The 12,407-nt window shown below is 42.4% G+C and carries 12 protein-coding genes and 8 tRNA genes; 18 read left to right on the forward strand and 2 right to left on the reverse strand.

From position 1 onward, the window contains the following. Positions 1-12 precede the first annotated feature (12 nt). From ABFY09_RS13435 to ABFY09_RS13445, 3 genes are all read left to right on the forward strand, one after another. On the forward strand, positions 13-441 hold the full coding sequence (locus ABFY09_RS13435) for a TIGR01244 family sulfur transferase (protein WP_347984817.1): 429 nt from the start codon (positions 13-15) through the stop codon (positions 439-441). A 70-nt stretch (positions 442-511) separates the two neighbouring features. Further along, positions 512-1,123: an XRE family transcriptional regulator gene (locus ABFY09_RS13440; RefSeq protein ID WP_347984818.1), complete on the forward strand. Its 612-nt coding sequence runs from the start codon at positions 512-514 to the stop codon at positions 1,121-1,123. Positions 1,124-1,163: 40 nt separating this feature from the next. Beyond that, the gene (locus ABFY09_RS13445) at positions 1,164-2,510 is read left to right on the forward strand and encodes a 3-deoxy-7-phosphoheptulonate synthase class II (protein WP_347984819.1); all 1,347 of its coding nucleotides are present in this window, start codon (positions 1,164-1,166) and stop codon (positions 2,508-2,510) included. Between the two features lie 85 nt (positions 2,511-2,595). Here ABFY09_RS13445 and ABFY09_RS13450 read toward each other — a convergent pair whose 3' ends face one another. Next, complete coding sequence (locus ABFY09_RS13450) at positions 2,596-3,294, reverse strand: GIY-YIG nuclease family protein (RefSeq protein ID WP_347984820.1); 699 nt, start codon at positions 3,292-3,294, stop codon at positions 2,596-2,598. Between the two features lie 95 nt (positions 3,295-3,389). Next, entirely contained in the window at positions 3,390-4,016 is a 627-nt protein-coding gene (locus ABFY09_RS13455; protein ID WP_347984821.1) for a class I SAM-dependent methyltransferase, read from the reverse strand. Between the two features lie 239 nt (positions 4,017-4,255). Between ABFY09_RS13455 and thrS the strand changes: the two genes are divergently transcribed. The 15 genes from thrS (at position 4,256) to ABFY09_RS13530 (ending at position 12,407) form a co-directional block, all read left to right on the forward strand. Continuing rightward, a complete protein-coding gene (thrS, locus tag ABFY09_RS13460; protein WP_347984822.1) occupies positions 4,256-6,193 on the forward strand; it encodes a threonine--tRNA ligase in 1,938 nt (645 codons plus the stop codon). 8 nt (positions 6,194-6,201) lie between these two features. Continuing rightward, on the forward strand, positions 6,202-6,735 hold the full coding sequence (gene infC, locus ABFY09_RS13465; protein ID WP_347984823.1) for a translation initiation factor IF-3: 534 nt from the start codon (positions 6,202-6,204) through the stop codon (positions 6,733-6,735). Positions 6,736-6,799: 64 nt separating this feature from the next. Then, positions 6,800-6,994, forward strand: a complete 195-nt coding sequence (rpmI, locus tag ABFY09_RS13470) for a 50S ribosomal protein L35 (RefSeq protein WP_317004231.1) — start codon at positions 6,800-6,802, stop codon at positions 6,992-6,994. A 48-nt stretch (positions 6,995-7,042) separates the two neighbouring features. Then, positions 7,043-7,399 (forward strand): 50S ribosomal protein L20, encoded by a 357-nt coding sequence (rplT, locus tag ABFY09_RS13475; RefSeq protein WP_024023333.1) that lies wholly within the window; start codon positions 7,043-7,045, stop codon positions 7,397-7,399. Between the two features lie 128 nt (positions 7,400-7,527). After that, positions 7,528-8,523, forward strand: a complete 996-nt coding sequence (gene pheS / locus ABFY09_RS13480; RefSeq protein ID WP_347984824.1) for a phenylalanine--tRNA ligase subunit alpha — start codon at positions 7,528-7,530, stop codon at positions 8,521-8,523. Between the two features lie 22 nt (positions 8,524-8,545). Continuing rightward, positions 8,546-10,930 (forward strand): phenylalanine--tRNA ligase subunit beta, encoded by a 2,385-nt coding sequence (pheT, locus tag ABFY09_RS13485; protein ID WP_347984825.1) that lies wholly within the window; start codon positions 8,546-8,548, stop codon positions 10,928-10,930. Between the two features lie 4 nt (positions 10,931-10,934). After that, positions 10,935-11,231 carry an integration host factor subunit alpha gene (locus ABFY09_RS13490; RefSeq protein ID WP_347984826.1) on the forward strand — a complete coding sequence of 99 codons (297 nt, stop codon included), beginning with the start codon at positions 10,935-10,937 and terminating at the stop codon, positions 11,229-11,231. A 297-nt stretch (positions 11,232-11,528) separates the two neighbouring features. After that, positions 11,529-11,605, forward strand: a tRNA-Pro gene (locus ABFY09_RS13495). 13 nt (positions 11,606-11,618) lie between these two features. Then, positions 11,619-11,694: transfer RNA gene (locus ABFY09_RS13500), tRNA-Thr, on the forward strand. Between the two features lie 65 nt (positions 11,695-11,759). Beyond that, positions 11,760-11,835 (forward strand) — tRNA-Thr (locus ABFY09_RS13505). A gap of 42 nt (positions 11,836-11,877) precedes the next feature. Continuing rightward, positions 11,878-11,953: transfer RNA gene (locus ABFY09_RS13510), tRNA-Thr, on the forward strand. A gap of 42 nt (positions 11,954-11,995) precedes the next feature. Beyond that, positions 11,996-12,071, forward strand: a tRNA-Thr gene (locus ABFY09_RS13515). Between the two features lie 43 nt (positions 12,072-12,114). Next, a tRNA-Thr gene (locus tag ABFY09_RS13520) sits at positions 12,115-12,190 on the forward strand. A gap of 29 nt (positions 12,191-12,219) precedes the next feature. Further along, a tRNA-Val gene (locus ABFY09_RS13525) sits at positions 12,220-12,295 on the forward strand. 35 nt (positions 12,296-12,330) lie between these two features. Further along, positions 12,331-12,407: transfer RNA gene (locus tag ABFY09_RS13530), tRNA-Asp, on the forward strand.

Raw genomic sequence — 12,407 nt, forward strand, 5'->3', positions numbered from 1 at the left:
GGAGAAACTGCTATGAGTAGTCTTGTTCAACTTGATGAATTTTATTTTGTGTCGCCTCAGATTGTTAGGGAGGATCTTGCATCATTAAAAGCTCAAGGATTTGAGAAAATTATTAATAATCGTCCAGATGGTGAATCAGATGATCAGCCTTCTGGTGAAAGTATTCGTGTTGCAGTGGAAATGCTTGGTATGAAATACGTTAGTAACCCTATTGAGCTTCCTAAGCTTTCTCAGACGCATGTAGATGTTCAGAGTGATGCCTTGGTAGAAGGTGAGAAAACGCTATCATTTTGCCGAACGGGTACCCGTTCCTCTGTCTTGTGGGTATTGATGAAAAATGCTCAAGGTGAAAGGTATCAAGAGTTGGTTTCCCAAGTCTCAGGTAAAGGATTTGACTTGTCTCGTTGTTCTGCCGCAATGGAGCCTTTGGCGAAGACGTAGAGGTTTAAAAGCGTACTTAGGTTGTTGGCTTTTAAGTAAGGTTAAATTTAAAAAGTAGTATTGGAATATTATGGTTAGTCGTCCTTCATTAGAAACTGCCACCGCGTCTGACCCGGATCGTTTTGTTGAGCCCTTAGAGCTTGGGAAACGGGTAAAAGAGATACGTCTGGCGAAAGGTTGGACGTTAGAAGAGGTTGGAAAGAGAACTGGCATAGCACGCTCAACCTTGTCTAAAATCGAAAATGACCAGGTTTCTCCTAGCTTTACCATCGTCCAGAAATTAATAAATGGTTTGGAAATGGACTTGCCTCAGCTTTTTGTTGAGGCGAGTGAGTACTCGATTGCTGGTCGTAGAGATATCACACGAAAAGGAAAGGGAGAGCCCCATCCAACAGCAACTTATGAGCATGAGTTATTAAATTACTCTATTAGTCGTAAGAAGATGGTACCTTTTAAAACCAAGGTGCGAGCTCGGTCTTTTGGTGAATTTAAAGAGTGGGTGCGCCATGACGGCGAAGAGTTTCTTTTGGTTTTAGAAGGTAAAATTAATTTTTTCTCTGAGCTCTATGAACCAATTGAATTAAAAGAAGGGGATAGTGTGTATTATGATGCCACTATGGGGCATGCGGTGGTGTCTTTGTCCTCACAAGATGCCGAAATACTTTGGGTTGTAGCCCGTTGAAAATACTAAACAATAATATGGAAAAAGGTTAAGAATAGTTATGAAAGAGTGGGAGTTAGCAAGTTGGAGAAAAAAAACGGCATTACAGCAGCCGGTTTATCCTAGCGCAGCGCATTTATCTCAGGTTGAAACGACGTTAGGAAACATGCCTCCTCTTGTTTTTGCAGGTGAAGCTCGTCAACTTAAAAAAGCATTGGCACAAGTGTCGAATGGGCAGTCATTTTTATTGCAAGGTGGTGATTGTGCTGAAAGCTTTGCTGAATTTCATGCAAATAATATTCGTGATACTTTTAAAGTTATGTTGCAGATGGCTGTTGTGCTTACTTATGCAGGCAAGTGCCCAGTTGTTAAGGTCGGTCGTATGGCTGGACAATTCGCTAAGCCGAGATCTGCGGGAATGGAAACGGTTAATGGTATTGAGTTGCCAAGCTATCGTGGTGACATTATTAATGGCATTGAATTTACCGAAGAAGCACGAGTTCCAGATCCTGAGCGTTTAATCCAAGTTTATAATCAAAGCGCTTCAACGATGAATTTACTTCGAGCATTCGCTCAAGGTGGCTTTGCCGATCTGCATCAAGTTCATCAGTGGAACTTAGACTTCTTAAATGCTAGCCCAGTGGGCGATCGCTTCCATGGAGTGGCAGGAAAGATTGATGATGCGCTGCAGTTTATGGAGGCTTGCGGAGTCGGTTCTGGTTTGGCGCAATTAAAAGAAACAGAATTTTATACCTCCCATGAGGCTTTGTTATTACCATACGAGCAAGCTCTCACGCGTCAGGATAGCCTGACTGGTGACTGGTACGATTGTTCTGCGCATATGTTATGGATTGGTGATCGCACTCGTCAGTTGGATGGTGCTCATGTTGAATTTTTACGCGGTGTTAAAAATCCGATTGGAGTGAAGGCCGGTCCTTCTATGGACCCTGAAGATTTGGTGCGTTTGTGTGATGTGCTAAACCCAGAAAATGAGGCTGGCCGTTTGAATGTGATTGTTCGAATGGGGGCTGATAAAGTTGAAGATGGAATGCCTAAGTTAATCCAAGCTATCCAGAGAGAAGGGAAGCAGGTTGTTTGGAGTAGTGATCCTATGCATGGTAATACTGTGAAAGCATCAACGGGATATAAGACTCGTCGTGTCGATGATGTTTTAAAAGAAGTGCAGCAGTTTTTTCAAGTGCATAATACAGAAGGTACTTATGCCGGTGGTGTACACTTTGAAATGACAGGTCAAAATGTGACGGAATGTATTGGTGGTTCTTTTGAGGTGACAGAAGCTGACCTTGCTGATCGCTACCATACACATTGTGATCCTCGTTTGAATGCAGATCAGTCTTTGGAATTGGCGTTTATGATTTCTGAGACACTGAAAAAATCAAGAGCTTAAGTTTGGTTCGATATACAAAAAAATCCCCGATTAATGCGTGTTTAATCGGGGATTTTTCTTTTGAAAAGAGTGAGGGGGCGTTAAATTAGCCTTTACGCTTTCTGAAAGCGGAGGTGGCTGATTTGGATGTTACGTCAATCTTTGTCATGATAAGAGCCATTTCTTCCGCTTCAGCTTGCTGCTGTAGTTTTAGTTTTTCTTCACGCTCTTTCTTTGATGCTCTTTCAGCTTCGTTTAGCATCTTTTGAATACTAGCTTTGCTTTTTGTGCGAGTAACCGGTTTCTTTTTATCTGTTACTTTTTCAGTGGGTGCATCTAGTCTCTCTTCACTGATAAGCTCACCAAAGAGAGATTTGGCTGTTGGTGTGGCTTCAACCGTTTTCTTTGGTAGTTCAACGGTTTTTTTTACCGCTGCTTTTCGTGTTTTCTTAGGTTGCTCTGCTGTGGATACGCCATTTGCGTCAAATAATGCCTTTTTGCCAAGATTTAGATTCACCGACTTTTCTGCTGTTTGAGCAATCTTGTAGCCGCGTAGGCTTTCACCGTTATAAATTGAAATGTAATCTGTTTCCAGCTCATATAGCTCTTGCTTGTCACTGGTTTCAAAAAGCTCCTCAACAATAAAAGCTTCAATGCCACTTTCCCTGATGTCATTATACAGAGGAAAGTCTAAGCCTTCGTTTGTTGCTTCAACATATTGCTCAAAACGCTGGAATCCACTGTTAAAGGAGGTGCCAATATAATGCTTTCCAGAAATATTATTTGTGATTTTAAAAACGACCAAAATCGTTGCCTCTTAACTAGTATCTTTTAAATAGCAAATAAAACCCTATCGCCTAAGGAGACCCAAAGGTGAGAGGGTTCTATTAAAAAATAGGGTTAGTGTTTTACGACGATGTTGAGACCGTCACGAACATTTAAATGGACATTCTCGACTCTGTTGTCTTGCGCGATTAAACGGTTGACTTGGTCGACGGCAATGTCACTGTTTTCTTTAGGATCTAGAACGCGCCCTTGCCATAGAGAGTTATCAATGATGATGAGGCCACCTGATTTTACAAGAGGCAACACTGCCTCATAGTAATTTAAATAGTTGCGCTTATCTGCATCGATAAAGACAAAGTCGAATTCCCCTTCCAAGGAATTTATCGTATTAAGAGCAGGCCCAAAAATAGCATTGATTTTTTTTCCGTGCTCACTACGATCAAAAAAAGACTGGGCGAATTCAATCGCTCTTGGGTTGGTTTCGCAGCAAATCAGCTCACCATTAACAGGCATGCCTTCCGCAATAGAAAGGGCCGAATAGCCTGTAAACATGCCAATCTCCAAGGCACGTTTTGGTTGGGCGATTTTTGCTAAAAGCTTTAATGTACGTCCTATAGTTTTACCTGATAGTTTATCTGGATAGCCCATGTCAGAGTAGGTTTTTTCAACCAACTCAAGCAAAAGGTCTGGTTCTGATTGAGTTGTCTCAATGCAGTAGTCGTCAAGATTATCAAGAGCCATAGGTTTTATTAGTCAATTAAAGTATTCATGAAACAGATGGCAATTTTACGCTCAGTACAGAGAATGTCTATGCCTGAAAGAGAGAAAAAAAGCTTGATTTTTATAGATGTCCATTACATGCACTAAAAAGTCTTATTTAAATTTGATTCGCATGAATAATAGAAAAATGGTAGGTTATGCGCTGAAATTTACATGTGCTCTTTAGTATGGAGCACCACTGACTCCGATAGGGGAATAAAATGCCTGTAATTACTTTGCCTGATGGCAGCCAACGCTCTTTTTCTAATCCAGTTACTGTTATGCAGGTTGCCGAAGATATCGGCCCTGGTCTTGCTAAAGCAACTGTAGCAGGATGTATTAACGGACAACTTGTTGATGCGTGTGAGTTAATCTCTGACGATGCTGAATTAAGCATAGTGACAGGGAAGGACTCAGACGGTGTTGAAATCATTCGTCACTCTTTTGCTCACCTTGTTGGGCATGCAGTAAAACAATTGTATCCAACGGCGCAGATGGCCATAGGTCCTGTGATTAATGAAGGCTTTTATTACGATATCGCGTACGAACGTCCTTTCACACCAGAAGACTTAGCAGCAATTGAAAAACGCATCGTTGAGTTAGTGAAAACGGATTATGATGTGGTTAAGAAAATGACGCCGATTGCTGAGGCTCGTCAGTTGTTTTCTGAGCGTGGTGAGACTTACAAAGTTTCCCTTATTGATGATATGGATGAATCAACAACAGAAGTTGGTTTGTATCATCACGAAGAGTATTTGGATATGTGTCGTGGTCCTCACGTCCCTAATACTCGAGTTTTACGTCATTTTAAATTGATGAAGCTGGCTGGTGCGTACTGGCGTGGTGATTCCAATAATGAACAGTTGCAGCGTATTTACGGTACAGCGTGGAATGACAAGAAAGAGTTAAAAGCATACTTAACTCGAATCGAAGAAGCTGAAAAACGAGATCACCGTAAGTTAGGTAAAAAACTGGATCTTTTTCATGTTCAAGAAGAAGCGCCAGGGATGGTTTTTTGGCATCCTAAAGGTTGGCATTTATACCAAGTTATTGAGCAATATTTACGTCAAAAACAGCTCGATAATGACTATAAAGAAGTAAAAACTCCACAGATTGTTGATCGTGTTCTTTGGGAAAAATCAGGGCACTGGGGTAAGTACCAAGAAAACATGTTTACAACGCATTCGGAGAACCGTGATTACGCAGTGAAACCGATGAATTGCCCGTGTCATGTGCAAGTATACAATCAAGGTTTGAAGAGTTACCGCGATCTACCATTTCGTATGGCCGAATTTGGCTCTTGTCACCGTAACGAGCCATCTGGTGCTTTACACGGCATTATGCGTGTGCGTAATTTCGTACAAGATGATGGGCATATCTTTGCAACAGAAGATCAAATACAGAGTGAAGTGTCTGAATTTATTCGCTTGTTGCATGAAGTTTATGCAGATTTTGGTTTTGATAATGTTATCTATCGTCTTTCAACTCGCCCTGAGCAGCGTGTTGGTTCTGATGATGTGTGGGATAAGTCAGAGAAAGCTTTGGCGGACGCTCTAGATGCAGCAGGATTGGATTGGGAAGAGTTGCCAGGTGAAGGTGCTTTCTATGGGCCAAAGATTGAGTTTTCTTTGAAAGATGCCATTGGTCGAGTGTGGCAGTGCGGTACAATTCAAGTAGATTTCTCAATGCCTAATCGTTTGAGTGCGCAATTTGTATCGGAAGATGGTTCTCGTCAAACACCGGTTATGTTGCACCGTGCAATTGTTGGTTCTCTAGAGCGCTTTATCGGTATATTGATTGAAGAGACTGAAGGATCATTCCCTGTTTGGTTGGCGCCAGAACAGGTGATGATTATGAATATTACCGATCGACAAGCCGAATATTGCTCAGATTTGGAAAAAAGATTCAATTCCAAGGGCTTTAGGGCAAAACTGGACTTGAGAAACGAGAAGATCGGGTTTAAAATTCGCGAGCATACAATTCAGCGTATCCCATACATGATTGTTGTGGGAGACAAAGAGGTTGAACAAAATCAAGTTGCCGTTCGAACTCGAACTGGTGACGATCTTGGAGTGATGAGTATTTCTGATTTTGAAGAACTGCTTCAAAAAGAAGTGACTCGCCGTAGCCGTAAACAAGAAGTGGAGATAGCGCTATAAAAGGTAATATGAATCGTGGACGTGCCGCTGGTAAGCAGCGTCCTCAAATCAACGAGAACATTCGAGCTACTGAAGTGCGTTTAATCGCAGCAGATGGTGAACAAATTGGTGTCGTATCGATTGAGGAAGCGCTTAAGGCTGCTCAAGACGCGGGCCTTGATTTAGTGCAGATTACTGACTCTGATCCGATTGTTTGTAAAATCATGGACCATGGCAAGCACATCTTTGAAGCGAAAAAAGCGAAAGCCGCTCAAAAGAAAAATGCTAAGCAGATCCAAGTAAAAGAAATGAAATTCCGTCCAGGGACGGAGGAAGGGGATTATCAGGTAAAACTCCGCAACCTGATACGTTTCCTTGAAGGCGGGGATAAGGCTAAGGTGTCATTACGATACCGCGGTCGTGAAATGGCCCATCAGGAGCTTGGTATGCAACTTATGAATCGAGTCGCTCAAGACTTAGAGGAATATGGTGCAGTAGAGCAAGCTGCGAAAATGGAAGGTCGTCAATTGACTATGGTGCTAGGCCCCAAAAAGAAGAAGTAATTTTAAATGACTTAGGTTATTAAGAAATTACATTAACATTAACGAATGCGAGAGTGGTTTTATCATGTCCAAAATTAAGTCACACAGTGGCGCATCTAAGCGCTTCAAACGTACCGCGAATGGTTTTAAACATAAGCAGTCTCATACTAGTCATATTTTGACTAAGAAATCGACTAAACGTAAGCGTCATCTTCGTGCAATGAAGAGCATCGCTGCTAGCGACAAAGCGTTAATCACACGCATGTTGCCATACATTTAAGTTTCGATTTTTAAGTTTATTAATTCATTAGTATAGAAGGTTTATATTATGCCTCGCGTAAAACGTGGTGTTCAGGCTCGTCGCCGTCACAAGAAGATTTTAAAGCAAGCTAAAGGTTACTACGGTGCACGTAGCCGTGTATTTCGTGTAGCTAAACAAGCAGTCATCAAAGCTGGTCAGTATCAGTACCGTGACCGTCGTCAGCGTAAACGTCAATTCCGCGCATTGTGGATTGCTCGTATCAACGCTGCTGCACGTATTAATGGTCTATCTTATAGCCGTTTCATTGCTGGCTTGAAAAAAGCTGCAATCGAAATTGACCGTAAGGTTTTGGCTGATCTAGCTGTGTACGAGAAAGAAGTTTTTGCTGCTATCGTTGAAAAAGCGAAAGCAAGCTTGGCTTAATTTCTGACGTAGCCTTAGAGTGAGTCGATCTTGAAAGATTCCGTCTTAATAGAACGAGTAACTCAATGCAGTCTTTAATAGGGGAAGAGCTAGCGCTCTTCCCCTATTTTATTTTTTGGAGTGTATAAATGGAGAACCTAAAGCAGATTCTTGCTGATGCGTTAAGCGCAGTAGCTGCATCTGAGAGTGAGTCCGCACTAGATGATGTTCGAGTACATTATTTGGGTAAAAAGGGCGCTCTTACCGCTTTGTTGAAACAGCTTGGTAATGTTTCTGCAGAGGAGCGACCAAAGTTTGGTCAAATGGTGAATGAAGCCAAAGGGCAAGTTCAGGAGAAAATTACTGAGCGTAAAGCTGGACTAGAAAAAACCGCTTTAAATGCCAAGCTTGCTAATGAAACGATTGATATATCTTTGTCTGGCAAAGGGCAAGAAGTGGGAGGTTTGCATCCAGTTACTCGAACCATGGAGCGTATTGAAACATTTTTTCGTGGCATTGGTTTTGATGTGGCAGCAGGTCCAGAAATCGAAGATGATTATCATAACTTCGAAGCGTTAAATATTCCTGCACATCATCCTGCGCGTGCAATGCAAGATACATTTTACTTTAATCCAACGACCGTACTGAGAACGCATACATCTCCTGTTCAAGTACGTACGATGGAGAAAACGCAGCCACCTATCCGAATTATTTGTCCTGGCCGAGTGTATCGTTGTGACTCAGATCAGACGCATACTCCGATGTTCCATCAAGTTGAAGGTTTGCTAATTGATGAGAATATTTCCTTTGCTGATTTGAAAGGAATTTTACAGGAGTTTCTGAATGTCTTCTTTGAAGATGATTTAAAGGTGCGATTCCGTCCTAGCTATTTTCCTTTTACTGAGCCTTCTATTGAAGTTGATATCATGCGTACAAACAGTAAGGGTGAGGAATCTTGGCTGGAGGTGTTGGGTTGTGGCATGGTCCACCCTAAAGTGCTTGAGATGTCTGGAATCGATTCTGAAAAATATACTGGTTTTGCCTTTGGTATGGGTGTCGAGCGTTTTGCTATGTTGCGCTACAAAGTAGATGACCTTCGTATGTTCTTTGAAAACGATTTACGTTTCCTTAAGCAATTCAAGTAACCAGTCGATCTAGGGTGTTTTTATGAAAATTAGTGAGAATTGGCTAAGAGAGTGGGTCAATCCAAGCATCAGTAGTGATGATTTGGTGGCTCAGATAACTATGGCTGGTCTTGAAGTTGATGAAGTTTTGCCTGTTGCCTCTGAATTTTCTGGTGTGGTAGTGGGTGAAATTATCAGTGCGGATCCACACCCGAATGCTGACAAGCTTCAAGTTTGCCAGGTGTCAGACGGTACCGATGCTTTTCAAGTCGTTTGTGGTGCTCCAAATGCACGACCAGGAATTAAAATTCCTTTCGCAAAAATTGGTGCTGTATTAGGCGGTGATTTCAAGATTAAAAAAGCCAAGCTACGCCAGGTAGAATCGTTTGGTATGTTGTGCTCAGCATCTGAATTAGGTGTGAGTGATGATAACGACGGCATTATGGAGTTGCCTTTGTCGTTGTCGACAGGTGCTGACTTCCGTGAGGTGTTGGGTCTTGATGATAAAATTATCGATGTTGATCTGACGCCAAATAGAAGTGATTGTCTGAGCCTAGCTGGACTAGCACGTGAAGTGGGTGTGTTAAATAAAGTTGACCTTACTCCTGTTGATATAGTGGCTGTTGATGTTGCTATTGAAGATACATTCCCTGTTCGTGTTAGTGCTGTAGAAGCGTGTCCACGTTATTTAGGGCGTGTTATCCGTGGTGTTAATGTCACAGCGCAAGCGCCTTTGTGGATGGTTGAAAAGCTTCGCCGAAGCGGAATTCGTTCTATTGATCCTATCGTCGATATTACGAACTATGTCATGCTCGAATTGGGTCAACCAATGCATGCATTTGATTTAGAACATTTGTCTGGATCCATTGTTGTGCGAATGGCAACGGCTGACGAAAAAATTGTTTTGTTAGATGGTCAGGAAGTTTCTCTTCGTGAAGATACATTGGTGATTGCCGATGAGAAAGCGCCATTAGCCATTGCTGGTGTTATGGGTGGTGAAGGCTCTGGTGTGAACGATGGAACAACAGATGTTTTCCTAGAAAGTGCTTTCTTTGCTCCTATCGCATTGGCGGGTAAGGCGCGCTCTTATGGTTTGCATACAGACTCTTCTCATCGTTTCGAACGCGGTGTTGACGCAAGTCTGCAAGAGAAAGCAATTGAACGTGCTACGGCTTTGATCCTAGAAATTGCTGGCGGACAAGCTGGTGCAGTAACCCATACGGTGAATGAAGTGTCTCTTCCGGATGCGGCAGTTGTTACTTTACGTCGTAAAAAGCTAGATCAATACTTAGCGATTTCCATTGAAAAAGAGCTTGTTACAGATATTTTGACACGCCTTGGTTTGGAAATGCTTGAAGTAAATGACGAAGTTTGGACTGTTAAGTCACCGTCTCATCGTTTTGATATTGCGATTGAAGCAGATTTGATTGAAGAAGTGGCGCGTATCTATGGGTATGACAACTTGCCTTCTTCTATGCCTCAGGCAGCAGTGAACTTCACTCCTTTGTCAGAAGGTAAAACGCCAATTCAAGCTTTGCGTGCCACCTTAGTGTCTCAGGGTTATCAAGAGGCTGTAACTTATAGCTTTATTGATCCTGTGCTTAGTAAGCAATTTTTATCAGAAATTGAACCAGTGCCTTTGGCAAATCCAATTTCTGCAGACATGGGTGTAATGCGACCAAGTCTGATTCCTGGGCTTGTAAAAGCGTATTTATATAACCAAAACCGTCAACAGTCCCGTGTTCGTTTGTTTGAAACTGGGCGGCGTTTTATTGGTTCTGTAGAAGCGTTAGAAGATCTCGACCAGCAGCAACAGATCTCTGGTCTTATTGCTGGTAGTCGTCACCCTGAAGCTTGGTATCACGGTAGTGAGAAAGTAGACTTTTATGACTTGAAGGCGCATGTAGAAGCATTGTTTGAACTAAACAATGGTGGTCAGCCAACTTATGAGCGTTCAACGTGTGAGTTTCTGCATCCAGGTCGTTCAGCTGATATTTATATTGATGGTCAGTTTATTGGTCTTATGGGGGAGCTCCATCCGCAGCTATCTAAAACATTGGGGGCGAACCAGCCTATCTATGTATTTGATATTGCATTGAACGCAGTGCTTAATGCAACTTTGCCTGAATACAAAGTGGTTTCTCGTTTCCCAGAGGTTCGTCGAGATCTTGCTTTACTTGTTGATAGGTCTGTTCCTGTCAGTGAGTTGGAGCGAGTGATTGTTAGCTCTGCTGGAGAAGGCCTCAAAAATGTCTTGGTTTTTGATGTTTATCAAGGCAAAGGGATTGATGAGACGAAAAAAAGTGTCGCTTTGGGCTTGACGTGGCAGCATCCTTCACACACTCTTAGTGATGAAGAAGTAAACAACTCTGTCGAACAGACTGTAGCAGCCTTGGCTGAGCAGTTGGGAGCCGTTGTAAGGGGATAGATTTATGGGATCGTTGACAAAAGCGGACCTTGCTGAAAATTTAGTAGATACTATTGGTCTAAGTAAGAAGGATGCAAAAGATCTTGTTGAAGGCTTTTTTGATGTCTTACGCCATTCACTTGTTGAAAGGCAGCAAGTAAAGTTATCGGGCTTTGGTAATTTTGAAGTCCGTGAAAAGAGTCAGCGACCTGGTCGAAACCCAAAAACGGGAGAAGAAATTCCAATTACAGCGCGTACAGTTGTTACCTTTAGGCCAGGGCAAAAGCTTAAGTCAAAAGTGGAAGATTATATGCAAGAGTGATTTAGTTTCTCTCTTTTAAAAGCCACCTTTAAGGTGGCTTTTTTATTGGGCCGTTTTGTTTTTATCTCGTTTGTGAAAGGTTATTTATTTTAAGTAGAGTGGCTTTAGTATTTAACGAACAAGAGGTTTGGTTGAGACTATTAGCTTGTTATAAGAGTATTTAGATCAGAGAATAGCCAATTTATCTGTTAGGCCTAACTTACATGATTTAATTTAAAAAAAAGCTATAAAAGTCTTCCCTTTTCAATTCGTTATAGTAATATACGCACCCGCTGACAACGACAGAGTTGTTGGTTTCGGGGCGTAGCGCAGCCTGGTAGCGCACTAGCATGGGGTGCTAGTGGTCGCAGGTTCAAATCCTGCCGTCCCGACCAAGAAGATAGTTTAGCCGCTATAGCTCAGTTGGTAGAGCATCTGACTTGTAATCAGAGGGTCCCGAGTTCGACTCTTGGTGGCGGCACCATTACTTGGTCAAAGTTTCTTTTCTTTTAAAGATTGGAAATAAAAAAAGATTTTGCTTTTATTAAAGCCGCTATAGCTCAGTTGGTAGAGCATCTGACTTGTAATCAGAGGGTCCCGAGTTCGACTCTTGGTGGCGGCACCATCTTAGGAATAAGGTGTAAAAGTGAACTGCGTTGTTAAATAGGCCGCTATAGCTCAGTTGGTAGAGCATCTGACTTGTAATCAGAGGGTCCCGAGTTCGACTCTTGGTGGCGGCACCACCTTAAAGGTGCTATGTAAAAGTGAATAGTGTTGTTGAATAGGCCGCTATAGCTCAGTTGGTAGAGCATCTGACTTGTAATCAGAGGGTCCCGAGTTCGACTCTTGGTGGCGGCACCACTTTTACTCTGAGTATAATTGAAAATTTGATTTAGCTTTTAGAGCCGCTATAGCTCAGTTGGTAGAGCATCTGACTTGTAATCAGAGGGTCCCGAGTTCGACTCTTGGTGGCGGCACCATTAAACTAAATAGCTTTAAAATTAAATTTGGGTGTGTAGCTCAGTTGGGAGAGCGTCGCCCTTACAAGGCGAATGTCGGGAGTTCGAACCTCTCCACACCCACCACTTAATAGGGAAGTGGCTAAAGAACCTATGAAAACGGAGTGGTAGTTCAGTTGGTTAGAATACCTGCCTGTCACGCAGGGGGTCGCGGGTTCGAGTCCCGTCCATTCCGCCA

It is taken from the genome of Marinomonas sp. 5E14-1 (assembly GCF_039939215.1).
Classification (GTDB): Bacteria; Pseudomonadota; Gammaproteobacteria; order Pseudomonadales; family Marinomonadaceae; genus Marinomonas.

Excerpts from the sequence above, each read along its gene's own strand:
- ABFY09_RS13435 (WP_347984817.1), top strand. The coding sequence starts at position 13 with ATGAGTAGTCTTGTTCAACTTGATGAATTTTATTTTGTGTCGCCTCAG.
- ABFY09_RS13440 (WP_347984818.1), top strand. The coding sequence starts at position 512 with ATGGTTAGTCGTCCTTCATTAGAAACTGCCACCGCGTCTGACCCGGAT.
- ABFY09_RS13445 (WP_347984819.1), top strand. The coding sequence starts at position 1,164 with ATGAAAGAGTGGGAGTTAGCAAGTTGGAGAAAAAAAACGGCATTACAG.
- ABFY09_RS13455 (WP_347984821.1), bottom strand. The coding sequence starts at position 4,016 with ATGGCTCTTGATAATCTTGACGACTACTGCATTGAGACAACTCAATCA.
- thrS (WP_347984822.1), top strand. The coding sequence starts at position 4,256 with ATGCCTGTAATTACTTTGCCTGATGGCAGCCAACGCTCTTTTTCTAAT.
- infC (WP_347984823.1), top strand. The coding sequence starts at position 6,202 with ATGAATCGTGGACGTGCCGCTGGTAAGCAGCGTCCTCAAATCAACGAG.
- rpmI (WP_317004231.1), top strand. The coding sequence starts at position 6,800 with ATGTCCAAAATTAAGTCACACAGTGGCGCATCTAAGCGCTTCAAACGT.
- rplT (WP_024023333.1), top strand. The coding sequence starts at position 7,043 with ATGCCTCGCGTAAAACGTGGTGTTCAGGCTCGTCGCCGTCACAAGAAG.
- pheS (WP_347984824.1), top strand. The coding sequence starts at position 7,528 with ATGGAGAACCTAAAGCAGATTCTTGCTGATGCGTTAAGCGCAGTAGCT.
- pheT (WP_347984825.1), top strand. The coding sequence starts at position 8,546 with ATGAAAATTAGTGAGAATTGGCTAAGAGAGTGGGTCAATCCAAGCATC.
- ABFY09_RS13490 (WP_347984826.1), top strand. The coding sequence starts at position 10,935 with ATGGGATCGTTGACAAAAGCGGACCTTGCTGAAAATTTAGTAGATACT.